Origin of the sequence: Sporolituus thermophilus DSM 23256, from assembly GCF_900102435.1 — a bacterium.
Lineage (GTDB): Bacteria > Bacillota > Negativicutes > Sporomusales > Thermosinaceae > Thermosinus > Thermosinus thermophilus.
On sequence record NZ_FNBU01000002.1, the window covers coordinates 99,007 to 122,721 of the forward strand.

The following is a 23,715-nucleotide window of genomic DNA, read 5'->3' on the forward strand; positions in this document are numbered from 1 at the left end:
CAATCGCTCCTCAGCCGTCATATTCTCCAACGCGGCCGGTCAATACAACTCATCCGCTGTTTTAAAATGAAGTTTCGCTACATTACTCAAGCAATTCTTACCGTAGCGTTGGGCAAAGGTCCGTGCCGCATCGGTCACCGCCGCGGACGCACCTTTCGGGAAATCCATTTTATACTGCTCCCGAAATAGTTCAATCCAGTGCAAAAATCGCTCCCGGGCCAAAATTGAAGCCGCGGCGACGGCTACGTTTTTCTCGGCTTTTGGCGCCTGCACCAGCGTGATTTCCCGCCCTTTGACAAAGAGCCGGGAACGAATAAGGCTCTCGTCAGCAAATTTGTCCACCAAAGCAAAGCGACAGGGCGCGAGGGTCAACACTTCTTCGATGGCGCTGGCATGGGCCCATGCCAGCAAGTGATTTAAATTTTTCCCTTCCGCCCGAAATCGCTGATATAAAACATTATATTTTGCCGGCGTAATTTCGACCTGAGCAAACCGACCATTACAAATTTCACGGATACGCGGGGCCAGCGCCTTGACCTTTTCGTCGCTCAGCAATTTGCTGTCACGCACGCCGCTGGCGCTAAGCGCTGCCGCCGTAGCCACGTCCACCATCACCGCGGCAATAACCAACGGGCCAAAAAAATCGCCTTTACCTGACTCATCTGAGCCAATCCAGCGGTTATCAAAATCCGGCACCCCCTCAAAACCCGGTGGATTGCCGTCCGCGGCCCGACCGAAAACGAGATCGTTGGCAATTTTTTCGACCCTGTCTTTTAACGGGGAAGCTGCACCGCCGACGGTAATGCTAATACCTTTTTTACCGCTATAAATATTAACGGCTGTTTTGTGTCGGTTATCTGTCACCACTATTTGCAAACCATACGGTATTACTCGCTCGTCCGCGACAGACAGTTCTTCCAGCGCCAATGCCTGCTGCAATGCAGCGCGGGTTTCTTCCAAACTGTTCATGGCTCACCTTTTTTGGCTATTTTTTCACTAGCTTTGGCTATAGCTGCCTGCTGGATATCTTTGAGCGGAATATGCTGCTGCCTGGCCAAACGAAGACAATCTTCATATTCCGGGGCTATATTGCAGACTTGCCCCCTGTATGAGCCAATTTTTACCGCTACCTGGCCCCAAGGGAGCTCAACGGTAGCAAAACAACGCTCCGCAGTTTCGCGTTCTACCGGATAATACCTCACACCGAGAGTTGAAGTCTCGGTAAACAGAACTTCCAACACCGCGTCCTGTTGCTTTCTGTCCACTAGCAACGAAAGTTTGGTAGCCGGGCGTCCCTTTTTCATTATGATTGGGGTCAGCCACACATCAAGGGCTCCTTTGGCCAATAATTCATTCATCACATGGTGGTAAATCTGGGGATTTAGGTCATCAATATTGGCTTCCATGATTATTAGCGAAGCCGGTTCCGTCTCTGGTTTAATTTTCCCGAGAAACATTCGCACCACATTGGGAATATCAAGCTCCCATGTGCCGGCGCCATAAGCTATTTTTTCGCTGACAAAACCTTGGGGCATGCCACCGTAGCCGGCACCCAACGTAGCGATTAGCGCCGCGCCGGTAGGTGTCGTCAGCTCTTTCGCCACATCGCCGGAATAAAAGGGAATGTCACGCAGCAGCTCAGCCGTAGCCGGCGCCGGGACGGGCATCCGCCCGTGACTGCACTGGATAAAGCCGTTTCCCACATGAATTTTTGAAGTGTATATTTTGTCTACACCCAAATAATGCAGGCCGAAAACGACGCCAACAATATCAACGATAGCGTCAACCGCGCCCACTTCGTGGAAATGAATGGCATCGACCGCAGTTCCGTGTACTTTGGCCTCTGCTTCGGCCAAGCGCCAAAATACGCGTTTGCTGTCCTCTTTCACCTTTTGGTCCAAAGTCGAGTTATCAATAATTGTCAGGATGTCGAGCAGATGCCGGTGATGATGGTGATGGTGCTCCGTTTGCACGTCAACGTATACGGCACTGATCCCGCATTTTACTACCCGCTTCACCCTCAGTTCATAGCCGGCAATAGGCAGTTTGGCCAGTTCAGAGCGAAGCCGCTCCTCGGGCAAGCCTGCGTCCAGCAATGCGCCGAGCAGCATATTGCCACTAACCCCGGCAAAACAATCCAGATAAATTACCGTCATTTTCTCACCTCATATGGTTGATAATACTTGCCAGCCGGCCCGCTCCAAATCCGTTGTCGATGTTGACAACAGCCACGCCCGCCGCGCAACTATTCAGCATTGCCAATAAGGCAGCCAGGCCGCCGAAGTTGGCGCCGTAACCAACACTGGTCGGCACAGCAATAACCGGTTTTGCTACCATCCCGCCTACTACACTGGCAAGGGCGCCCTCCATACCGGCCACCACAATGAGAACATTGGCCTCTTCCAGCATCTGCCGTTGGGCGAGCAGCCGGTGAATACCAGCAACACCTACATCATACACACGCCGAACTTTGTTTCCCATGACTTCCGCCGTGATAGCCGCTTCTTCCGCCACAGGAATATCGCTGGTGCCGGCCGTCATGACGACAATAATTCGGTCGGGGTCGGCAACCACTGGCTGCCGCTCCACGACAATCAACCGGGCCTGCTCGTGAAACCGCGCGTCAGGGATAACGGCGGCAACAGCCTTGTACATCTCTGGCGTGGCTCGCGTTGCTAAAATGTTATGGTTATATTTAACCAACCGCTCCATAATAGCTACTACCTGGTCAATTGTTTTACCCTGACAAAATACCACTTCCGGGAACCCTTGGCGCATCATGCGATGATGGTCAATTTTGGCAAAATCCAAATCTTCATAGGGGAGGTTTTTCAACCGGTCTACTGCTTCATCCATCGAGATATAGCCGTCGCGAAAAGCACGGAGCGTCTCGCAGATATTATTCTTGTTCATTTTTTCCTCCTGCCAGCATTTCATTCATACTGCCGGTACGGTATCCTGCCAAATCCAGAGCTACATAGGTGAACCCAAGCTGTTTCAGCCGCGTCGTTACTTCGGCGGCCCGAGCGACTAGCATCCCCATGTCCTCCTTCGGCACTTCGATGCGGGCCGTATCGCCGTGATGGCGGACCCTGAATTGTCCCGGATAAAAAGTGCGTAGAAACTCCTCCGCCATTTCTACTTGCTTAAGCCTATCCGTCGTAATTTCCAAACCGTAAGCAAGGCGTGAAACAAGACAGGCGGCGCCAGGTTTGTCCCAAGTTGAAAGTCCCCACTCCCGGGAAAGGGCTCGGATATCGGCTTTGGTCAGGCCGGCTTCGAGGAGAGGACTACGAACCTGAGCTAACTCTCTGAGGGCCCGCAGACCGGGCCGGTAGTCGTTCAAATCATCGACATTACTGCCTTCAATGACCCAACGTAAATTCTGCTCCTGCGCCCAAGCGACCAAGGCGCCAAACCGTTCCTTTTTGCAGAAATAGCACCGCTCAGGGCTATTTACCGTAAACTCCTTTTTAGCAAGTTCGTTTGAAGGGAGGATAAAATAGGTAATACCCAGAGCCTGCGCTATCCTGCTGGCATCTTCCTGCTCCCGCTGTGACGAGGTTGGCGACACGGCTGTCACTGCTACTACCTTCTCTCCCAAAACGCGTTTTGCGGCAGCCGCTAAAAATGTGCTGTCCACTCCGCCCGAAAAAGCCACGACAGCCTGTCCCAGTTCGGCAAGAATTTTTTCCAGCTTCACCAATTTTGCTGCAGTATTCATAGTATTCTCCTTCCGTCAATAGTAAAAAAGACATAATATCCGTCTTGGAAATTATGTCTTCATGACAGCTTTTCTTAACTGTCAGCGGCTTCGACCGCAAAATTCTTTTTATATAATTTTACCTTGCGAAGAAAAAATCCTGTCACCGTAGTTTAAAATAGTTTAATTTTGTAGTTCCGGCGATTTGGCGTTTTGCAGAATACCTTCTAACGCCTCAATAATCTTGAGCTCTGTTTCTTCAAGCAGACAGATCGCTTGGTTCAGAAGAAGCATTTGGGGATTGGTCCTTACTTTGACTTCCCGCGCGGCAAGTTCCAGATGTCCGACGGCAAGTTCCAGTTGCTCGGCCGCCATTACCTGAGTATCCAGCAATTTTTCCAGCAGCGCATGACAGTACACCTGCATAGCATCCAATGCTTGACTATAGCCTTCACCGCCTGCCTGATAACGGACAAATAAGTTAAAATGCATCGTAAACTCTTGAAATTCTATATTACTGGCAACATTAAAATCGGTGCACAAATTGTAGATTATGCGATAAACCCGGTTAATATATGTGTTCTGGAGCTGCATCAAGGCCAAAATATTATGCAATTCACTGGTTCGGTACGATGTGAGGTGGATATGCTGCAATTCCACCATCTCCCCACCTCCTGCAAAAGTCGTCACTATATACTATGCAGTTACTACTCATTATGTTTACAAATTCGAACTTTGACGATAAAAACAAAAGGCACAACCTCTGTGCCTTTAAATTACCGTAACAATATTAATGTCCGGTTCATGCATAAGGTTCAGCGGGCCCTGCTCCGTCCACACGACCGGGCGAGCGGGCTGCGATGTATTAATGCGGATCACGGCGCCGCGCAAACCATTATCCAAAGTAACAACATTGCCTATATTGTAAGGAACAGCAACCTGGTTAAAAGCTCTCACAACAACTTCATCAAATTGGCTTCCAATCCCTTGATTTATAATCGCGATAGCTTGATATGGTTCCATCCGCGGTCGATAGACACGATCGGTAGTTAACGCATCATATACGTCAGCTACCGCAACGATTTTCGCCAGTGGGTGAATTTCGCTACCTGTTATCCCCCATGGATAGCCACGACCGTCACACCGCTCATGGTGCTGCAAAGCCATCAGCTTGACGCGATGATCCAGTCGCTCCTCCAACCGTAAAAGGTTATAACCAATCGCCGCGTGCTCCTTAACTTGACAAAATTCCTTCCAACTAAGCGGGCCATTTTTATTCAAAATCTGTGGCGGAACTCGCGTTTTGCCGTAATCATGTAGCAGTCCGCCCATGCCTAATAGTATGAGCTCTTCCTCCTCCAGTCCCATAGCCATACCGATGGCAATTGCGAACAGTCCAACATTAACACTATGCATAAATAAATATTCGCTTTTTATTTGTATATCATTAAGATAAATAAGCACATACTCTCTTGCGGATAGTTCGCAGACAACCTGAGTAATCACCTGTTGCAGTTCGGTAAGGTATACAGAGAATTTTTCGTGGTTAGAAAAGGCATTCTGAACATTATAGATAAGTTTTAGCCTGGTAGCCGCACACGTTAAATTTTGAATGGAAGTGATTTCTCGATTCCGAGAATCGTATTTATCCTTTACCCAAATGGATACAACCTGGTGTTTACGCAGTAACCCAATCGTTTCGGGACGTAGCGTAACTCCGGCTGTTAGTAAAACTCTACCACTATTGTCAAGAACATCTTTAGCTAAAACCATACTGTCGTTGGCGTTTGCTAACAAGACCTGCCTAATAAAGGCCACCCCCGCTTAGACCAGGTAGACTGCATTCGACGTTATGTGTTTGAATTCAACAAGAGGGTTATATTTCCTGCTATTCCCTTATTAAAAAATAGCAACCCATTATTGGTAACACCAAAGACAAGTTTGCAGCTTAATTGGACAGGGCATACTATTTAGTGGATCTTGTAATCCCTGTTTTAATTCCCAACACCCGATGAGAGTATTATAAACAGCAGGAATTAGCGACTAATCAGACGAAGAATATTACAAAAATAAGGAGGTCGCTATGCTCACCATATCCCCGCAGGCACTTGAATATATTAAAACCCGCAACCAGACTATTTACCTCGAATTACCGCCGTTAATTGACTGCTGTATTCATTTGCAAGAAGCGCCGGTTGTTCGCTTTGGTCACCCCCCAAATTTAGCCGCCTATAAATCCCAAAATATAGACGGTATTACCGTCTATATTCCTGACGACCTGCCCGACATCCCTTTGACTATTGATTTGTCCAGTTTTTTCGGATATAAACAGTTGGTCATCGAAGGCTGGCGACTTGCATAATAAAAAGAGGCCACATTGGCCTCTTTTTATTATCCCGCTTTCCTCCCCTTGCGGTATGCCGCCGCACCAGCGACAAACCGCTGCGCCCACTCAGTATTATTTACGGCATGTATATGATTATAAGCAGCAAAAGTATTGCGGTAGAGAATGCCGTCCCACTGACCGTTGATGCCGAAACCACGTTCAACACGATAAACAAAATCGACGCCGTCCCCAATATTAATGACTTTAGAATGGTGGAACTCATGCCCTTTGACCTGTGTCCCGGTCATAAAGAAGGGGTTGTCTCGCTCCACCGTCATGAGGGTGTAGCCATGCCCTTGCGGTCTCTTCTCCATCACCACGTCAATAGGAAGAACGCCGCACATTTCAAACTCGCGATTGCCCCATAAGATTTTGCGCCCCAAGTACATTAATCCCCCACACTCGGCATAAATAGGCATGCCTTGTTCAGCCGCCCGCCGGATGGAGCGACGTAGCGCGAAATTTGCTTCGATAGCCTCGCCAAATACTTCAGGGAAGCCGCCACCAATATAAAGCCCGTCGATAGGAGGCAGCATCTGGTTTTTCATACTGTCAATATAGACGAGTTCCGCACCGGCCGCGATAAGCGCTTCAAGGTTTTCCGGGTAGTAGAATGTGAATGCTTGATCACGAACTACCCCAATTTTTACCATGGGACTGACGGCAGTTCTTGCATGAGCCGATATTGTCGGCAAAGACGGCGCCGTCCTTGCCAGCTCGATGATAGCCGGCAAATCCAAATATTTGGCGGCAATTTCAATATTACGTCCAACTGCTTCTTGCACCTGTTGGTGCTCGGCGGCTGGCACTAAACCTAGATGCCGTTCCGGGAAGAAGCTATTCACATTTTTCGGAATCGCCCCTAGTACAGGAATGCCGCAGTATTCCTTGATGACAGCGCGCAACATGGCCTCATGCCGCGCACGCGCCACCTTATTGAGAATGATGCCGCCGATTTTGACCTCAGGATCGAAATGCATGAAACCGAGAACTAATGGGGCAATACTGCGCGTCATCCGTGTGGTGTCGATGACAAGAATAACCGGTGACTGGGTAATACGGGCAATTTGCGCCGTACTTCCCGTCCCTTGTAAATCAACGCCGTCAAAAAGGCCCATCGCCCCCTCAATTATAACAATATCTGCGCCGCTTGAACCCTGGGCAAGCACTTGCCAAATTTGCGGCGCTGTCATCCAATAACAATCTAAATTGCGGCAAGGTCGGCCTGCGGCATAACCCAGCCAACTTGGGTCAATGTAATCCGGTCCTTTTTTAAATGGCTGAACGTTCACTCCGCGCTGGCGCAGCGCTCCAACCAGGCCTATGCTGATGGTCGTTTTTCCCGAATGCCCATGAGGAGCCCCAATGACAACCCGTGGAACATTCCAAGCGCATCCATCCGGTTGTAGGTTAGCAGCGGTAACGGTTGGCATGACGACCCCTCCTCTCACTGCATTCACATAATTCCCCATTTACGGACGTATTCTAAATAGACTTGGAATTCCTGGTCCTGAAAACCGTTTTCCAGCAAATATCTTTTCACTGCTTGGGCTTCCATTTCTGCAGAGTCGGCATAAATACAATCTTTACCAGCAGTAAAGGTAAAGCCTTTGGCCGCTAATAACTCCATCATCTTCGCCACTCGTTCCGCCCGGTTGCCAAGCTGCCGGCCAAAAGCACGTACGTCTTTCGCGCTAGGCGGCTGAGCCTTGCGAACAAGATCGAACGGAATAGGATCGTCAAGCAATTTCAAGGTGATTCGCGTCAGGTGATGTACCATGGAACGATCGTTTTTTGCCACTGCTCTCTACTCCTTCCTCAGCCTCAGTATATCATAAAATGAGCCCGGCAGACAGGCTGCCGGGCTCATTTTATGAACAGCTTTAGTCTTTGCTTGATATTATTTAACGCTCAGCCAGTAATCAACAAAGACATGGTTGGACAGCCAATAACCAAGCGGAACGTTGAGCGCTACGCCAATGGCAAAGGCCAGCAGCGGCTTCCAGCCGAAGGAGGTTAATTCACGGAAACGGGTCGTGAAGCCGATGCTAAGGAAGGTCCAGGTGAAGGTCCAGTTCCGGAGTACCTTAATTGCGCCTAAGGCGTCGGAAGAATACTTGGCTCCCAGCTTAGGATCAAGACCTGCAACTACAATCGTAGTGAAAATCGAAGCGATAAAGAAACCGATGACGAATTTCGGGAAACGGTTCCACACTTCCCCGTAGTTAACTCTTTCTGCTTGCGCTGCCGGTTTCTTCTCCCATACTGTTACAGAGAGGAAAGCAACGATGATTGCCCAGATACCGACAAACATATCACGGCCGACGACTTTCATCAGCGTAAAGGTTTTGATCGCCCGCTCGTCGCCGATCGCGGCAGCAGCGGCAAAACCGGCGGCATCGGCAAATTCGGAAGTACCGATCCAGGCGCCGGCGGGACCGGGTTCCATACCCAGGGCCTTACACCATAACGGAAGCAGGAAGATCATAACAACGGCCCAGATAACGACCATGGAAATTGCAACAGAAACATGTTCTTTTTCGGCACGACAGGCGCCACCGATAGCGATCGAGCCAGACACGCCGCAAATCGAGCCGCCGGCGCCAAGGCAGGCCGCAAAACGGGGATCAAGTCCGAACAAGCGGGTAGCAGCCACAAAAATCGAAACAAAGGTAACGACCGATACAATGGTAGCTTGCAGCATGGCAAGCGGGCCGGCTTTAAGGATAATAGTAAACGGTAACGTAGCTCCCATGAGGATAATGCCTGTTTTTACATAGAACTCAGTCTTTAAGGCCGCCTGAAACCACTGCGGAAGCTTTACCGTATTACCCACAACAAGCCCCAACGCCAAGGCAATAAGGGGAGCCTCCAGCCAGTCCTTGGTAGGACTGTAGTTACCCAGAACTACAACCCCCACAGATAAGAGGAAGAGTACCGTATAACCGGCAGCAAAATGGGGAACCTTTACCCCCATTACCCTTGCCGCAAAGCCAAAAGCGATAAGAAAGAATAACCACAAAATGAAGAGTCCGCCCGACTTACTCGTTACACCGGCTATCGCTTTGCCGAAATCTTTCCAAGCAGGGAAGCCGACCGCCATGGATTTAAAAAACCCAATTGAGCCGGCAAAAAAGGCAAGAGTGATGGCCAAAACTAAACCTAAAGCAATAAAGATAGCCCATGTGTCTTCTCTCTTAAACCACGGAATAGATGTTTGCGGAACACCAGCCATACCAACTACCTCCTTCGCTAACTAGCCAGACTTTACCTATTCTTTCTTTCAGGCAAACAAGAAATTTCGTTCTATTGCCGGCACTCCCCCCTTTTTTGCCATAATCAGTTAAGAACTCAACTTCCCAGCCGTAGCTTATGCTGTATATGATGCTTTTTGGGCGCATCAGGCAAAATCATGTAAGAATAATTCCTGGTATCATATATATGTGTCACACCGCTGCATTAGGTAAGATAATTGAAAAGTGGCATTTGTGGAAAGAGTTTCTTTTCACAAATGCTTGGAGTAAGATGCCACCTGTGCCATCTTACACAGGTGGCATCCATAGAGGTATCAGACGCAACCGGTAGGTTTGGGAAGACCAGCCAGCTTGCAGGCGCCTTTCGCCGGTCCGGAGGGGAACATATCGTAGATTTGCTTCAGCGTAAAGCCGGTATCCTTGCAAAGTTTGCGGATCATGGGCGCAATACCGAATTGCTTGTAGTAGTCACGCAAGTAGTTGATGACTTTCCAATGGTCTTCGGTAAGCTCGGCTACATCTTCTAATTTGGCGAAAGCCTGGACAACCTCTTCGTTCCAGTCTTCCGGGTTTACAAGGAAACCGTCTTCGTCAATTTCGATTTGCTTTCCGTTTACGTTTAGGAATGCCATGGTTTTTACCTCCTGTCAGTGGTTGTCATTCTAAAATGAGTGCTTTGCCTAATAGATCCATGACACCGCCCATCTTCAAATCACCCATGCCGTAATGGTTCATCACAAGCGGCAACTGGGCCTTGCAGATGGAGCACGGGGTGGCAAAGTAATCCAAATGACCTAGTTCTTTGACTTGCTCGGCCTTTTTCTTGCCAAGCTTCATCCGGATTTCCATCATCTCATCCATCAGGATGCCGGAACCGCCGCCACAGCAGAAATTGCGCTCGCGGTTAGGTGTCATCTCGACAAACTCCGTGACACAAGCGCGAATAATAGCACGGGGCTGCTCGATGATATCGCCGGCGCGGGCATAGTTACAGGGATCATGAAGAGTTACCCGCATCGGCTGTTTTTTCAGTTTAAACTTCGGTAAGTTTTCGGCGGCATAGTCCAAAACATGAACCAATTTAAACGGCGCCGGACCGTTCGCCCCTTCGGTGTACATCTTCGCTGCGCGCCAACCGTGGCCACACTCACCTTGCACTACTAACGAAGCGCCTACTTCCGCCGCGGCTCTGCGCAGGCGTTGGTTATGCTCCTTCATAGTATTAAGATCAAAGAGAAGCCCAAAGTTGGCAGCTTCAAGAATAGACGATGAAATTGTCCAATTGACGCCAAGATAGTAAAACATTTTGGCAACGCCAATCATGGTATCAACATTGGTAAAGAAATCGGCTGACGAAGGTACGTAGAGCACATCGGAGTTGGGTTTATCGACAGGTATTTTAATCTCTAAACCCGTTTCTTCCCGCATCTCGTCTTCCATGAATTCACAGCAATCGAGAATAGCAGGCTTAGGAATACCCATGTTGTTGCCGGTTTTGGCCATATTATTGGCGATACCAATCATGAAACGGGGCACAACCCCAATCTGAGTTAGAATGTGCCGCGCAGCAATCGTAATTTCAGCCGTATCAATACCGAAAGGACAAAATACAGCGCAGCGGCGACATTCATTACACTGGTAAAAATAAGTGACCCATTTCTCGAGCGTCTCGGCATCAAAGTCTTCCGCGCCGCTAAACCGCGCCAGCAGCCGGCCGGTAATCGTGAAATACCGCTTATAAATTTTGCGGAACAAGTCGGCACGAGCAGCAGGGATGTTGTTGAAATCGCCTGTTCCAAGATAGCTGTGGCATTGTTTGGCGCAAGCCCCGCACTTCGTGCAGGTTTCTAACATTACCATCAGGGAGCGGGCCAGCTGACGATATTCTTCGATTTGCGCCAATGTCTTCGCCTTTTGCTCGGCTTCGGGAACGGGCGTAATTCCGATGGATTGCACTTCTTTGTCTTTAGCCAAATGGAGTGGAATTTTCATGCTACACCCCCCTGGTTACCGTAGACTGTCCCGTGCCAGTCCCGGGCAGGACAGTCTGCTTGCTGGCGAAAGAAGAGCGGACAGGCGTTCCGGCCGGAGTCGGATAAACAGGTGCCGCTTCGACCAACATAGCACGGTTGACGAAGAAACCGGCAACATGCATTAGTTTGGAGAAGGGGAAATAGATAAGCAATATGTTTACAAGGAGAAAATGGGTAATGAATACCAAATTTTCCGGAATCGGCGTTGGATGAAAAGTCAGCAGCCCGCCAATATAGGCTTTGATCGCCGGTAAATCGACATGGACGTTCGGCAGACGCATATGATTGCCGGTGATCACAACCAGCAAGATTAACAACAGGTCAAAATAATCAGCCGGATCGGAAAGGCGTTTAACTTCGGGATCAGAAATTCTACGCCAGAATAACACTATTAATGCGACCATTAGCACGATGCCGGCGGTTGTGCCCAGTACGGAAGAAAGAGCCTGACTCGCCTGCGGCGTCAATCCGATCAAGGTGAACTGGTTCATGAGGTAATAGATTCCAACAACGTGGCCCCCCAGCACCAGCGCAAGGGACACATGCAGCAGCCACACCCAAAGCCAAAGGCTTTTATCATTTTTATAGAGACTCTTTAAGAAAACCATTTCGGTAGCGACAGCCGTCACACGTCCCGTGCCGTCCTTCGGCGCCGGGAAGAGAGTCAGCTGAAAGGGCACCGGCACTTTCAGCCAACGCATTACCCGGTAAACCACGCCTATCAAGAATATACTACCCGCAATGTAAGGAAGTACCTGTCCTATAAAGTACAGCATTTTACACCTCCAGCGGGTAACCAGGCGTTAAAAACGGAACTGCGTCGTCGAACGGAAGGTTGTAGGCGCAAAATTGAAGTCGTCGATATGCTTGTCAGTGAACGGCAGGCCGGTCAGCTTGAAGAAGCGCTCCCAACCGATGCGGTCGATCCACTCGCCCATCCGCTCACCCGGTTTGGCATGGGCTGCCCAGACTTCCACCAGGTGTTTAACGGCATCGGTAACTTCGGGCCAACGCGGCGGATTGTTGGGCAGATAGGGAATGGCAAGACGGGAAAACTTCGGCGCCGTTCTCGCGTTCGAGACTTTACCGCCAACCCAGATGGAGATGCCGTCATTTTCGGCGTCCTGAATTTCCATGGACGGGCACATGGTATAGCAGTTACCGCAATACATGCATTTTTCTTTAATGACTTCGACGCTCTTAAGTTTCGGGTTCGGACGAATAGCGCCGGTCGGGCAAGCGGCAATAACAGACGGAATTTCGCAAGCCTTGGCAACGCCCTCATGGTTGATACGAGGCACCGCTCTATGTATGCCCACAATTGCAATATCGGAGCAGTGGCAGGCGCCGCACATATTCACGCAACACGCTACGGCCAGACGCAGTCTTGCCGGCAGCTTCATGGTCGTGAAGTAACCGTGAAGTTCGTCCATCATGGATTTAACAATACCAGAAGCGTCAGTTGCCGGAGTATGGCAATGCACCCATCCTTGCGTATGAACAACGTTGCTGATGGCATTACCGGTGCCGCCTACCAGGAAGTTGCGAGATTTGAGTTCATCCAACAGCGGCTGCAGTTTTGTTTCATCGGAAACTAAGAATTCCACATTGTGACGAGTGGTGAAGCGGAGATAACCGTCACAGTATTTGTCGGCAATATCACAGATCTCTTGGATGAAATCGGTGCTGACCAAACGCGCCGAAGCAATACGAACCGAATACAGCACTTCACCCGATTCGCTGACATGCTTCAGGACGCCAGGTTGCGGAATAGTGTGGTACTTCCATTTGCCGTAGTTTCTCGCAATCACCGGGGGGATCATTTGCCGATAATCGGGCGGTCCGAAATCTGTTCTAGCCACGATTAACAACCTCCTCATCTTGCCAGAAAATGTACGGGTTAGCACGCGGAGCGCTTACCATTTGCGGTACGGGCGGCAAACCGATGGCGCGCAGGAAGTTGCCCATGCCTACACGATAGATGAGTTCGCCAATACGCTCACGAGGCTTGGCATGTTCATCAAAGTACTCGGTAATTTTGGTTATGAGATCAAACAGTTCGGTGTAAGGAGCTTCACACTTAATGAACGGTACAATAACCCAGCCAATAAAGGCCGACTTAACTACCGGCGCCTTACCGCCAATGAGCACGGTTGCGCCGCGCTCCGAACCGATCGAAATAGCCTTAGGCATCATGTTGATACAGTTCATGCAACGGACGCAATCTTCGGCACAGAACTTGAGTTCTTTCTTCTCGGCATCCCAGTCAAGCGCTTTGGTCGGACACTTACCGATTACCAGGCCATAAATATTGAAACCGTTATTTACATACTCACGAACAGCCTCTTGGTCAATTTTCAAAGTATCGCGCCAAGTGCCGATTATGGCGAGGTCCGAACGCGCTGTTGCCGCGGCGCAATCGTTCGGGCAGGCTGAGCATTTAATTTTAAACTTATAAGGCCAGGCGGGACGATGCAGTGCATCTTGGAAGTGACGGGTTACTTCCAGTACAAAATCCATGCTGTCAATACAGGCAAACTCACAGCGGGCCATCCCCACGCAGCCGCTCGGGGTACGAAGACCGCCGCCGGAACCGCCCAGATCCCAGCCCTTCTCGCTCAGCTCATCAAAGCAAGGCTGCAAGTTTTGCGTGTTGGTGCCCAGCAGAATGATGTCGCCGGTAGAACCATGGAAGTTGGTGAGACCGCTGCCATACTTGTCCCAAGTTTCGCAGAGGTCGCGCAGAGCTTTAGTAGTGTAGAAGAAGCCGGGCACCTGATTGACGCGAAGAGTATGGAATTCCGCGACGTTCGGAAATTCGTCAGGACGGGCCGAATAACGGCCGATAACGCCGCCGCCGTAACCTTTGACGCCAACAATGCCGCCGTGTTTCCAGTAACCGATTTTGTCCTTATAGGACTTTTCAAGTTGCTGCATCAAGTCTTTCGCGTTTTCTTTTTTGGCTGCGGCCTTCTTCATTTCAGTAACAAAACTAGGCCAAGCACCTTTTTCCAGCTCATCCAAAAGCGGAGTTTTGGATTCTGCCATACTATTCACCTCCGTATAATTTAAAAAACATTTTAAAATTCCATAACTGTTACAGCGCCAACAGGGCAAGAAATGGAGCATGTCTGACAGCCCAGGCACTCGGCACAGTCGCCGCATACTTCGGCCTTGCCGTCAGCCATCGCCAGAATTTTGGCGGGGCAAGCAGAGGCACACTGGTTGCAGCCTACACATTTTTCGGCGTCAATAGTTACCATGTACACAACTTTTCACCTCCCCCACAGCATTAAACTACCATGTACGGACCTACAAACCCTATCCGGCACAGCAAATGTGAATTACCGGGCAACTCACCCATTCCTTCCATTTTACACAAGTTTGTGATATTTGTTACAATATAAGCGTACCAGAATTTTAAGACAACGACAAGTATACTTCGTCTCATACCGGGTATCATATTTGGTTTGCCTGTTATAAATAATTGTTTATAGGCTGTATAAACTACCTTTAAAAGTCATGCCTTGGCAAATTCCCTTTTTACAAATTTGCGCTATTTTGGGCAGGAAAAGGGCTCATCCTTGTGGAAGTTTTAGCCAAAAATCAAACAAACCTATGAGGCGGTGATGTCATGGGTCTGGGTTATACCCGTAAGGAACTGGGAAAACTGCACCGACAGTTTTATGAAGAGCGCCTTGCCCAAAATACGGAAGAAGAGGCTTTTCTGCGCGCTCTCATGTCAATGATTAAAGCTACACTGGATGTAATCGATGCGAACAACCGAAAACTGGAAGAAGATTTGCGTTCCCAGTACAACCTTAAATTATCGGAATAAAAAACATCCCTTAAAGCGCAACTTGTGCTTTAAGGGATGTTTTTCCATTATATGGCCAAAATGCTGGCAAGTTCATACAACGCCAGATCGATGCCGCGTTTATCAGCAAAAGCCTGTTCGTAAGGGACGGCGACAAGTTGCCCTTGCCGGAAGGCAATGAGCCGGTTAACATTGCCTTGAATAACTGTATCCACGGCTAATGCCCCCATACGACTGCCCATGATGTTATCCAAAGCGGAAGGGCTACCTCCCCGCTGAATGTAACCTAGAACGGTAACGTGCGGCTTGAAACCTGTCCGTTCAGCGATTTGCGCAGCGACATCAAATCCCTTGCCCGCCCCCTCGGCTACCATAACGATACTATATAATTTACCACGCTGATAAGTTTGTTTCAGGCCCCGGCAGATATCATCCATATCGGTCGGATGCTCGGGCAACAAAATTGCTTCGGCGCCGCAGGCCAGTCCTGCCATTAACGCAATATGACCGGCACTGCGCCCCATTACTTCTACTACCGCTACCCGTTCGTGGGATGCAGCTGTGTCGCGTATTCTGTTCACAGCCTCGAGCACCGTATTTAGCGCCGTGTCAAAACCAATGGTGTATTCCGTTCCTGGCATATCGTTATCAATGGTGCCGGGAATTACTACCGTAGGAATGCCGGCTGCGGCAAGACGCGCGGCACCGGCCATGGAGCCGTCGCCACCAATGACGATGAGGGCGTCGATAGCCATTTGCCGCAATTGACGCAGGGCGGCAGCAAACCCCTCGGCGGTTGTAAAACGCTCGCTCCGTGCGGTTTTAAGCATAGTGCCGCCGTGCTGGATGATACCGGCTACAGAATTCAGCCCCATGGGCCGAAATAAGCCGTCAATAACACCTTCATATCCCCGCTCGACGCCGAAAACGTCGAACCCGTGATAAATACCTTTCCGCACGACGGCCCGGATACAAGCGTTCATACCAGGAGCGTCGCCACCGCTAGTGAGGACAGCTAACCGTTTCACTAGTCTCATCTCCTTATGCCTGGATGCTATTTGCCGGTTCTTTTTTCTTAAAATAGTTTTGGAAACGGTCAATTAACAAATAAACAAGCGGAACGACAATCAGCGTCAAGAAAGTAGAAGTAATCAAACCGCCGATGAGGACTACCCCCATGGAGGAGCGTAGCTCGGCGCCGGCGCCAATGCCAAGGGCCACCGGCAACATACCGAATATCATCGCCATCGTCGTCATGAGGATTGGCCTGAGCCGTACTGCGCCCGCTTCCACCAAGGCTTCGGTGATACTCATGCCGCGCGCACGGAGTTGATTGGTGTAATCGACCAACAGAATCGCATTCTTCGTTACCAAACCCATTAACATAATTACGCCGATTAAAGAGATAATATTAATCGTTTTGCCGGAAACGAGCAATCCCAGGATAGCACCTATCAATGAAAAGGGCAAGGACAGCATTATCGTTAAAGGATGAACGAAACTTTCAAATTCCGCGGCCAAAACCATGTAAATTAGGACTACTGCCAATATCAGCGCCTTGGCGATCTCCTGGAAAGATTCCTGCATAGTCTGCGCCTGACCGACGAACTTATATGAATAGCCAAGCGGCAAATTAAGCGTCGGCACAATTTCTTTAACTTTATTGATTACTTCGCCGGCTGACACACCGACCGTGTTAGCATAGACAATGACCTGCCGCTGACGCGCTTCCCGGTCAATCTGGGTCGGGCCGGATGCCAGACGGACATCGGCAATATCCGCAAGCCGCACAAACGTGCCTGTTTTGGTGGAGATACGCAAGTTGGCCACATCTTCAATGTTAAGGCGGTTTTCCGGCGCCATTTGGACGCGAATGTTATAATCGCTGTCGGCCACGTTGTATTGGTTCTTAGTTGTCAACCCCAGAAACGCCATTTGAATAACGTTGCCAGCCGCAGTAGCGTCTATGCCCACATCGCCCATGCGCGCCGGATCCAGGCGAATCTGAATCTCCGGTTCCTGCTGTTCACTGGAAATATCCACGTCGGCAGTACCGGGGATTTGCCGCAGTTGTTCAGCCAACTCATAAGCGTAATGGTTAAGCATTTCCAGTTCGGGACCGCGGATAGCCACCTGGACGGGACGGGAATCGCCGCGCCCGATCCCCTGGTTATTGGTTACGGAAATTTTCAAGCCAGGCACATTGCGGAACTTTACCCGCAGTTCATCCATAATCTGGTTCATCGAGCGCGACCGTTCACTTGCTGGGACTAAGCGAACGCCAATAAACGCTTTATATACCTGCCGGTTAGCGCCAACAACCATGTACGCCGCCTCAAGCTCCGGTATACCAAGCACTTCCTTTTCCACCGGGCCGACTAATTCCCGCATTTTTTCCAGCGATGTACCGGCCGGAGCCGACATATTGATGTTAAATTCGCCGGAATCATAGGTAGGCTGAAACTCAACACCCAAGAACGGAAGCAACAGGACATTAAGGAATAAGGACAGCAAGGCGGCGGCTACTATTTTTTTCGGCCGCCGGAGCGCCCAGCGCAGGACATCCTGATAAATTTGGCGCAGGCTGACAAAGCCGCGTTCCCAGGCATCAAGGATATTCTGTAGCCAACGCCAACCGCCCTTTAGTTTTCCTTCGTCGCCATGGCTAATCTTAAGCCAATAGGCAGAAAGCGTGGGCGTCAAAGTAAAAGCGACAAACAGTGAAAAAGCTACGGCGAAAGCAACAGTCAAACCAAACTGTCTAAAGAACTGGCCGATAACCAGCCCCATGTTGCCTACTGGCACGAAAACAGCAAGAATAGAGAAGGTCGTAGCTAAAACGGCCAGCGCAATTTCCGCCGTTCCGTCGCGGGCCGCCTGCAGGGCGGGTTTACCTTGTTCCATATGGCGAAAGATGTTTTCGATGACGACAATGGCATCGTCAATCAGGATGCCGACGGCCAAACTAAGCCCCATGAGCGACATATTGTTGAGGGTAAAGTTCATCGCTTTCATGAGGAAGAAGGTGGCAATAACGGATGTGGGAATAGCAATGGCCCCGATAATGGTTGCCCGTGTGTTCTGCAGGAAAAGAAAAGTAATTATAACGGCCAGCAATCCGCCAAAAACAAGCGACACCATTACGTCTTCCACGCTGTCCCGGATATAAACGGAGCTGTCGCGGACTATCGTGACTTTAATATCAGGCGGCAAAACATTGTTTTGCATACGCTGCATCGCCTTCTTCGCCCGTTCCGCCACATCAACCGTGTTGGTACCGGACTGTTTCTGAACAGCTACCAGGACACTTGGTGTCCCATTGGTACGGGCGTGGACCCGCTCTTCGCCCCAGCCATCCACTACGTTGACGACATCGCCAAGCCGTATCAGCCGACCGCCTTGATTAGCCACAATAATGTTCTTGATATCTTCAATATTTTTAAACTTGCCCAGCGTTCTTACCGTCAGCTCCATACCTTTCTCGTTTACCCGGCCGCCAGGCGTATTAAGGTTCTGGCTGTTAACTATATCCAGAATCTGCTGGAACGTGATGCCATAGGCCTCAAGTTTTTTCGGATCGGCATACAGAAGAATTTCCCGCTCGGTAGCACCGTAAACGTTTACTTCCGCCACGCCGTCCAAGCGCTGCAATTCGTCTTTTACAATATCGACGGCGAGCTTGCGGATCTCATTACGGCTGCGCGTATCGGAAGAAAGACTGAAATAAATAATAGACTGGGCTGTAATGTCAAACCGCTGCACTACCGGCTCGTCGATTTGATCCGGCAAGCGGCGGCGCACGCCGGCTACCTTTTCCCGCACTTCGTTGGCGGCCAATTTGGGATTGGTGCCAAATTCAAATTCCAGCGTTACTTGCGAGACGCCCTCCCGCGAAACCGATGACAGGGTTTTGATCCCGGAAACCGAGCTTACGGCATCTTCGATCGGTTTGGTAATCAGGCTCTCCATTTCTTCCGGTGAAGCGCCCGTATATGTAACGGTAACGTTAACAATGGGGAACTCGACATCGGGATAAAGGTCAATACCAAGTGAAGGATATGAATTTAAGCCGAATACCACCAGCAGGAGAACCAGCATGGTAGTAAAGACCGGGCGCTTGATAAAGGTAGCAATCCCCATTACTGGCCACCTGCCTTGGTTTCACCGGCCGCGGCAATTTTAATGGACACACCGTCCCGCAACTTATTTTGACCGCTGACGACGATACGATCGCCTTCTTTAAGCCCCTCCAGCACTTCCGCCCAGCCATCGGCCACATAACCTAGTTTCAAAACTATCTGCTGTACCGTATTGTTGTCTTTTACAACATAGACGGTTTTCTGATCTTCCCGCATTACCAAAGCGCTTTCCGGTACGGCCAGCACGCCTTTCTTGACCTTTGCCGGTATACTGACTTTGGCAAACATACCGGCTTTTAGTTCTCCATTTTGATTGGGAATAGTGACTTCTGCCGTAAAGGTCCGCGCAGGCATCGCCGCGGCGGGCGAAATACGCGCCACTGTGCCGGAAAACTCTTTGTCCCCCAAAGCGCTCACTTTTATCTTAACAGGCAGTCCGATGGCTAATTCATTCACCTGCGCCTCGCCAACGGTTGCTTTCGCCAGGAGGTTGGTAACATCAGCAAGATTAATGATAGGCGAGCCGGCTTTGACATAGTATCCGGCCTGCAGATACCGCTTGGTTACGATACCATCCCGCGGCGCCACAATATTGGCGTTGTCAAGGCGAGCCGTAAGCAGGGCTAGGTTGCCCTCCGCCGCTTTAACCTGTCCAAAGGCCAGGTCCCGTTTTATTCTGGCCGTGTCCAAAGCCTGCAACGACACCGCTCCTTGTTTAGCCAGCGCCTCAGTGCGGACAAGATCTAGTTCCGCCTGCTCTAGCCCGGCCCGGGCCGCGAGTAAATTACCTTCGGCCTGCATGACCTGCGCCGCCAGCTCATTAGTATCCAACACAGCGATTATCTGACCGGCCTTGACAAAATCGCCTTCCTCAACCAACATCCGATCAATGCGGCCGTCCACTTTCGCGGAAATATCCGCCGACCACTCTGGCTCCAGGTTGCCAGAAAAGCTCATGACCGGTACGATATCCCGACGCGCGACAGTGGCCACTTCGACCGTAACCACCCGTCCCTGGGACACACGCCCGGCCCGTTCTTTATTGGCAGCGAGATTAGCATAGATGCGATAACCGATAATACCGATCAAAACAAGTGTAATCGCCATTACGATATATAAAGTTTTTTTCCTCGATGCCAATCTAACACTCCTCCACTAATTTGATAATTTTTGTTTACTATTCGACTCCCGCAGCCACTCTCCTGCTCTCAGGCAAGTTTAGCCCAAAAGAAAAAGCGGCCACATTTTGGCCGCTCATAATCGCCGTATCCGCCAGCTTACCGGACTTGCCGCCCCTTGTTCACCCCGCCGCAACCTGGGACCGGCCGCGGCTTCATGCGCAGTACCGCCGACTACGATTTCCGGGATGCGTATAGTCGGCTGCGCGTCAGAAACAGGCGCGCCTTGGCCGTCTTTACCGCAGGTACCGATGGTAAAGCCTAAATCACTACCTACCATATCAACCATTTGCAGAACCTGTGGCCCATTGCCCGTCAGGGTCGCACCCCGGACGGCGTGAGCAATTTCACCGTCCTTGATAAGATAACCCTCTGCGACGTCGAACACAAAATCACCGTTGACCGTGTTGACCTGGCCCCCTCCCATCTTCCTGACCAGCAGTCCGTTTTTAATCGACTTGATAATGCTATCCGGATCATCCTTGCCAGGGGCAATATAGGTATTGCGCATACGGGGAATGGGCTTGTGTTCAAAAGACTCTCGCCGGCCGTTGCCGGTGGGCGTCACCTTGTCCCTTGTCGCCGTGAGATAGTCATACATGTAATTCTTCAGTATACCCTTCTCAATAAGCGTGGTCTTTTGTGCCGGAAAGCCCTCGTCATCAAAACGCAGCGTCCCATATTTGCCTGGAATCGTGCCGTCATCAACAACCGTCACTAATTCCGATGCCACCATTTCGCCTTTGCGGCCGGCGTATACCGACATCCCTTTTTGTACCAAATCGGCCTCCAAACCGTGCCCGCAGGCCTCGTGGACCATTGTGCCACCCGCTTCGCCAGCCATGACAACCGCCATCTTGCCTGCCGGCGCCGGTTTGGCCTCCAGCATGGCAATGGCGCGGTTGGCCGCTGCTTGGCCCAGGCCAGCGCAGTCATAGTTACGCATAAGCTCAAATCCCTGGGTAGCCCCAACTGACTCGAAACCGGTTTGGATTTGCTCCCCGTCGGCAGCAATCGCGTTGACCGCTAGTCTTGTTCTCACCCGCTGGTCCTCAACCCACCGGCCCAAGGAGTTGGCAATGGTGACATCCTGAACAACATCGCCATAGACCACCATAACCTGTTTAATCCTAGCGTCTACCGCCCGTGCTGCTTTGTTCACGGTTTCGACGACGGCAACTTTATCGTCGATGGACACCTCGGTCGGCAGAATTTCCGCCATCGGCTTTGTATCTGGAGCGATTTTTTGCAGATTTACCTTGATCTCGCCCCCACCATGCTTAGCGGCGCGGCTTACTATATCGGCAAGATTGGTCAATTCTTCTTTCGTTATTTTGTTTGTATAGGCGTACGCGGTGGTATCACCGTAAAGAACCCGTATCCCGGCCCCGATATCAAGACCCGACTTGATTCGCTCAATGCGGTTTTCCTCACAGGCGACCAGTGTCGTAACCCGCTTCTCAATAAAGATATCGGCAAAGTCGCCGCCGCGCTTAAGCGCGGTGTCCAGCACCTCGCCAAGTATTTTGCGGTCCAGCATACCCTAACTCTCCTTTGTCTTGCTGCGCTTTCTATAGTGTCCCGTGTTGCCGCATCCTTTATGTAATTTCCGCCAAAACACGGCTGACAATCTGTTCGGGCACGTCGCTATGCACTTGTACCTCACCGACGCTACGCAGCAGTATCCAGTTTATCTTACCACCGATGACTTTCTTGTCGTGCAGCAGATAGGAATGCAGTTTCGCCGCCGAACAGCCGGCCACGCTGAGCGGCAGATGAAATCGGCGGATCGTGCCACACACATTCTCGACGACCTCAGGCTCAGCGATCCCCATATAGTGGCTTACGAGCGCCGCCCCGCGCATACCTATAGCCACAGCCTCGCCGTGATTAAATTGTGCAAAGCCTGTTCCGGCTTCAATAGCATGGGCAATGGTATGACCGAAATTTAACACCATGCGCAGCGCCGATTCCCGCGCGTCCTGCTCCACAATATCTGCCTTGATCCGGCACGACCGGCTGATTATCGCTGTTAAAACATTATTGTCCATGGCCAGGATGGCGTTACTTTTTTCATTAATATAATGAAAGAAGTCCCGGTCGGCGATAAGACCGTATTTAATAACCTCGGCCAAACCGGCGTACAACTCGCGCCGCGGCAACGTAGCCAGCACCGCTGTGTCAATTACGACTAACTGCGGCTGGTAAAAGGCGCCAATGAGGTTTTTACCAAGCGGGTGGTTGATGGCCACTTTCCCGCCCACACTGGAATCGACCTGCGCCAAAAGTGAGGTCGGCACCTGAATAAACGGCACGCCGCGCAAATAAGTTGCCGCCACGAAACCAGCCAAATCGCCGACAACGCCCCCACCTAAAGCCACGATTGGCGAGCGCCGGTCCAGCCCTTCCTCAATGGCGGCCGTATATAAAGTCATAGCCGTTTCATACGCCTTGGCCGTCTCGCCTGGTTTCACGCAGACAAGGCGCGGCGAAAATCCCGCCTGGCGTAAGGTTTCAACCACTACGGCACCGTAAATGGCACCCACATTTTCGTCCGAAACCACCAGCGCTTTAGCCGTAAAAGCGAACTGCCGCATCAATTGGCCTAGCTCGGATAAAATTCCGGCGCCGATATGAATATTGTAGCTATCCTTGCCAAGATTTACTTCGACTACGGCCACGCAAATACCCTCCTTGCCGGAGAACATCGACAATCTCATCCACTACCTGCCACGGCTTCTTGGCCGTTGTATCAATCGTAAAATCGGACGCGGCCTGATACAACCGCTGCCGCTCCTCAAGCAACCCGGCAATAGCATCCCGCGGATTTGGGCGGTCCAAAAGGGGGCGGCTACCACGCCGACGCGAAGTTCGTTCAAAAATGACATCGGGCGAAGCTGTCAGCCAAATGACCACGCCCCGCCGTTTCAGACAGGCGATATTGTCCGGGTTTAAAACTGCACCGCCGCCGGTAGCGATGACCGTGTTCGTATAGCGCGCCACTTTAGCAATGGTCGCTCTTTCCCGCTGGCGAAAGTACTCTTCGCCATAGGTGTGAAAGATCTCGCTAATGGTCATTCCCTGCTCAAGCTCGATTTTTCTATCGATGTCGACAAACACCCGGCGCAGGCGCTGAGCAAGCAATCGCCCCGTACTAGACTTGCCTGTACCCATAAAACCGATCAAAACAATATTCTTCACATAA

The 23,715-nt window shown here is 50.7% G+C and carries 23 protein-coding genes; 2 read left to right on the top strand and 21 right to left on the bottom strand.

Features of this window, described 5'->3' with window-relative positions; genetic code table 11:
• Positions 1 to 39: 39 nt before the first annotated feature.
• The 6 genes from rnhC to BLQ99_RS01810 all read right to left on the bottom strand — a co-directional run bounded on the left by rnhC (position 40) and on the right by BLQ99_RS01810 (position 5,500).
• Positions 40 to 969 (bottom strand): ribonuclease HIII, encoded by a 930-nt coding sequence (gene rnhC, locus BLQ99_RS01785; protein ID WP_245690212.1) that lies wholly within the window; start codon positions 967 to 969, stop codon positions 40 to 42.
• The gene (larC, locus tag BLQ99_RS01790) at positions 966 to 2,156 is read right to left on the bottom strand and encodes a nickel pincer cofactor biosynthesis protein LarC (RefSeq protein ID WP_093687548.1); all 1,191 of its coding nucleotides are present in this window, start codon (positions 2,154 to 2,156) and stop codon (positions 966 to 968) included. Before larC ends, rnhC begins: the two co-directional genes overlap by 4 nt.
• 4 nt (positions 2,157 to 2,160) lie before the next feature.
• Positions 2,161 to 2,913 carry a nickel pincer cofactor biosynthesis protein LarB gene (gene larB, locus BLQ99_RS01795; protein WP_093687550.1) on the bottom strand — a complete coding sequence of 251 codons (753 nt, stop codon included), beginning with the start codon at positions 2,911 to 2,913 and terminating at the stop codon, positions 2,161 to 2,163.
• Positions 2,900 to 3,724: an ATP-dependent sacrificial sulfur transferase LarE gene (gene larE / locus BLQ99_RS01800; protein ID WP_093687552.1), complete on the bottom strand. Its 825-nt coding sequence runs from the start codon at positions 3,722 to 3,724 to the stop codon at positions 2,900 to 2,902. Before larE ends, larB begins: the two co-directional genes overlap by 14 nt.
• Positions 3,725 to 3,886: 162 nt before the next feature.
• Positions 3,887 to 4,366 carry a hypothetical protein gene (locus tag BLQ99_RS01805; RefSeq protein WP_093687554.1) on the bottom strand — a complete coding sequence of 160 codons (480 nt, stop codon included), beginning with the start codon at positions 4,364 to 4,366 and terminating at the stop codon, positions 3,887 to 3,889.
• A gap of 108 nt (positions 4,367 to 4,474) precedes the next feature.
• On the bottom strand, positions 4,475 to 5,500 hold the full coding sequence (locus BLQ99_RS01810) for an HD-GYP domain-containing protein (protein ID WP_245690213.1): 1,026 nt from the start codon (positions 5,498 to 5,500) through the stop codon (positions 4,475 to 4,477).
• Positions 5,501 to 5,786: 286 nt separating this feature from the next.
• Between BLQ99_RS01810 and BLQ99_RS01815 the strand changes: the two genes are divergently transcribed.
• On the top strand, positions 5,787 to 6,065 hold the full coding sequence (locus BLQ99_RS01815) for a CC/Se motif family (seleno)protein (protein ID WP_093687556.1): 279 nt from the start codon (positions 5,787 to 5,789) through the stop codon (positions 6,063 to 6,065).
• 29 nt (positions 6,066 to 6,094) lie between these two features.
• On the opposite strand, the gene BLQ99_RS01820 is transcribed toward BLQ99_RS01815, so the two are convergent.
• From BLQ99_RS01820 to BLQ99_RS01860, 9 genes are all read right to left on the bottom strand, one after another.
• Complete coding sequence (locus BLQ99_RS01820; protein ID WP_093687558.1) at positions 6,095 to 7,522, bottom strand: cobyrinic acid a,c-diamide synthase CobB; 1,428 nt, start codon at positions 7,520 to 7,522, stop codon at positions 6,095 to 6,097.
• A 23-nt stretch (positions 7,523 to 7,545) separates the two neighbouring features.
• The gene (locus tag BLQ99_RS01825; RefSeq protein WP_245690214.1) at positions 7,546 to 7,890 is read right to left on the bottom strand and encodes a hypothetical protein; all 345 of its coding nucleotides are present in this window, start codon (positions 7,888 to 7,890) and stop codon (positions 7,546 to 7,548) included.
• A 99-nt stretch (positions 7,891 to 7,989) separates the two neighbouring features.
• Entirely contained in the window at positions 7,990 to 9,324 is a 1,335-nt protein-coding gene (locus tag BLQ99_RS01830; RefSeq protein WP_007289109.1) for a YeiH family protein, read from the bottom strand.
• A gap of 333 nt (positions 9,325 to 9,657) precedes the next feature.
• Complete coding sequence (locus BLQ99_RS01835) at positions 9,658 to 9,975, bottom strand: TusE/DsrC/DsvC family sulfur relay protein (RefSeq protein ID WP_007289110.1); 318 nt, start codon at positions 9,973 to 9,975, stop codon at positions 9,658 to 9,660.
• A 25-nt stretch (positions 9,976 to 10,000) separates the two neighbouring features.
• Positions 10,001 to 11,335: a sulfate reduction electron transfer complex DsrMKJOP subunit DsrK gene (gene dsrK, locus BLQ99_RS01840; protein WP_093687560.1), complete on the bottom strand. Its 1,335-nt coding sequence runs from the start codon at positions 11,333 to 11,335 to the stop codon at positions 10,001 to 10,003.
• 1 nt (position 11,336) lies between these two features.
• Positions 11,337 to 12,152 (bottom strand): respiratory nitrate reductase subunit gamma, encoded by an 816-nt coding sequence (locus BLQ99_RS01845; RefSeq protein WP_093687562.1) that lies wholly within the window; start codon positions 12,150 to 12,152, stop codon positions 11,337 to 11,339.
• Between the two features lie 27 nt (positions 12,153 to 12,179).
• A complete protein-coding gene (dsrB, locus tag BLQ99_RS01850; RefSeq protein WP_171904566.1) occupies positions 12,180 to 13,238 on the bottom strand; it encodes a dissimilatory-type sulfite reductase subunit beta in 1,059 nt (352 codons plus the stop codon).
• Positions 13,231 to 14,424 carry a dissimilatory-type sulfite reductase subunit alpha gene (gene dsrA, locus BLQ99_RS01855; protein ID WP_093687566.1) on the bottom strand — a complete coding sequence of 398 codons (1,194 nt, stop codon included), beginning with the start codon at positions 14,422 to 14,424 and terminating at the stop codon, positions 13,231 to 13,233. The genes dsrB and dsrA overlap by 8 nt, the downstream gene beginning before the upstream one ends.
• Positions 14,425 to 14,456: 32 nt before the next feature.
• Complete coding sequence (locus BLQ99_RS01860) at positions 14,457 to 14,639, bottom strand: 4Fe-4S dicluster domain-containing protein (RefSeq protein ID WP_232199103.1); 183 nt, start codon at positions 14,637 to 14,639, stop codon at positions 14,457 to 14,459.
• A gap of 371 nt (positions 14,640 to 15,010) precedes the next feature.
• Between BLQ99_RS01860 and BLQ99_RS01865 the strand changes: the two genes are divergently transcribed.
• A complete protein-coding gene (locus tag BLQ99_RS01865; RefSeq protein WP_093687568.1) occupies positions 15,011 to 15,214 on the top strand; it encodes a hypothetical protein in 204 nt (67 codons plus the stop codon).
• Between the two features lie 47 nt (positions 15,215 to 15,261).
• On the opposite strand, the gene pfkA is transcribed toward BLQ99_RS01865, so the two are convergent.
• From pfkA to BLQ99_RS01895, 6 genes are all read right to left on the bottom strand, one after another.
• On the bottom strand, positions 15,262 to 16,221 hold the full coding sequence (pfkA, locus tag BLQ99_RS01870) for a 6-phosphofructokinase (RefSeq protein WP_171904567.1): 960 nt from the start codon (positions 16,219 to 16,221) through the stop codon (positions 15,262 to 15,264).
• 13 nt (positions 16,222 to 16,234) lie between these two features.
• Complete coding sequence (locus tag BLQ99_RS01875; RefSeq protein WP_093687572.1) at positions 16,235 to 19,333, bottom strand: efflux RND transporter permease subunit; 3,099 nt, start codon at positions 19,331 to 19,333, stop codon at positions 16,235 to 16,237.
• Entirely contained in the window at positions 19,333 to 20,472 is a 1,140-nt protein-coding gene (locus BLQ99_RS01880) for an efflux RND transporter periplasmic adaptor subunit (RefSeq protein WP_245690215.1), read from the bottom strand. Before BLQ99_RS01880 ends, BLQ99_RS01875 begins: the two co-directional genes overlap by 1 nt.
• 114 nt (positions 20,473 to 20,586) lie before the next feature.
• The gene (locus BLQ99_RS01885; protein ID WP_093687574.1) at positions 20,587 to 22,050 is read right to left on the bottom strand and encodes a TldD/PmbA family protein; all 1,464 of its coding nucleotides are present in this window, start codon (positions 22,048 to 22,050) and stop codon (positions 20,587 to 20,589) included.
• Between the two features lie 58 nt (positions 22,051 to 22,108).
• Positions 22,109 to 23,191: a 3-dehydroquinate synthase gene (gene aroB, locus BLQ99_RS01890; RefSeq protein WP_093687576.1), complete on the bottom strand. Its 1,083-nt coding sequence runs from the start codon at positions 23,189 to 23,191 to the stop codon at positions 22,109 to 22,111.
• Positions 23,157 to 23,711, bottom strand: a complete 555-nt coding sequence (locus BLQ99_RS01895; protein WP_093687578.1) for a shikimate kinase — start codon at positions 23,709 to 23,711, stop codon at positions 23,157 to 23,159. The genes aroB and BLQ99_RS01895 overlap by 35 nt, the downstream gene beginning before the upstream one ends.
• Positions 23,712 to 23,715: the final 4 nt, after the last annotated feature.

Excerpts from the sequence above, each read along its gene's own strand:
- rnhC (WP_245690212.1), bottom strand. The coding sequence starts at position 969 with ATGAACAGTTTGGAAGAAACCCGCGCTGCATTGCAGCAGGCATTGGCG.
- larC (WP_093687548.1), bottom strand. The coding sequence starts at position 2,156 with ATGACGGTAATTTATCTGGATTGTTTTGCCGGGGTTAGTGGCAATATG.
- larB (WP_093687550.1), bottom strand. The coding sequence starts at position 2,913 with ATGAACAAGAATAATATCTGCGAGACGCTCCGTGCTTTTCGCGACGGC.
- larE (WP_093687552.1), bottom strand. The coding sequence starts at position 3,724 with ATGAATACTGCAGCAAAATTGGTGAAGCTGGAAAAAATTCTTGCCGAA.
- BLQ99_RS01805 (WP_093687554.1), bottom strand. The coding sequence starts at position 4,366 with ATGGTGGAATTGCAGCATATCCACCTCACATCGTACCGAACCAGTGAA.
- BLQ99_RS01815 (WP_093687556.1), top strand. The coding sequence starts at position 5,787 with ATGCTCACCATATCCCCGCAGGCACTTGAATATATTAAAACCCGCAAC.
- BLQ99_RS01820 (WP_093687558.1), bottom strand. The coding sequence starts at position 7,522 with ATGCCAACCGTTACCGCTGCTAACCTACAACCGGATGGATGCGCTTGG.
- BLQ99_RS01830 (WP_007289109.1), bottom strand. The coding sequence starts at position 9,324 with ATGGCTGGTGTTCCGCAAACATCTATTCCGTGGTTTAAGAGAGAAGAC.
- BLQ99_RS01835 (WP_007289110.1), bottom strand. The coding sequence starts at position 9,975 with ATGGCATTCCTAAACGTAAACGGAAAGCAAATCGAAATTGACGAAGAC.
- dsrK (WP_093687560.1), bottom strand. The coding sequence starts at position 11,335 with ATGAAAATTCCACTCCATTTGGCTAAAGACAAAGAAGTGCAATCCATC.
- BLQ99_RS01845 (WP_093687562.1), bottom strand. The coding sequence starts at position 12,152 with ATGCTGTACTTTATAGGACAGGTACTTCCTTACATTGCGGGTAGTATA.
- dsrA (WP_093687566.1), bottom strand. The coding sequence starts at position 14,424 with ATGGCAGAATCCAAAACTCCGCTTTTGGATGAGCTGGAAAAAGGTGCT.
- BLQ99_RS01860 (WP_232199103.1), bottom strand. The coding sequence starts at position 14,639 with ATGGTAACTATTGACGCCGAAAAATGTGTAGGCTGCAACCAGTGTGCC.
- BLQ99_RS01865 (WP_093687568.1), top strand. The coding sequence starts at position 15,011 with ATGGGTCTGGGTTATACCCGTAAGGAACTGGGAAAACTGCACCGACAG.
- BLQ99_RS01875 (WP_093687572.1), bottom strand. The coding sequence starts at position 19,333 with ATGGGGATTGCTACCTTTATCAAGCGCCCGGTCTTTACTACCATGCTG.
- BLQ99_RS01885 (WP_093687574.1), bottom strand. The coding sequence starts at position 22,050 with ATGCTGGACCGCAAAATACTTGGCGAGGTGCTGGACACCGCGCTTAAG.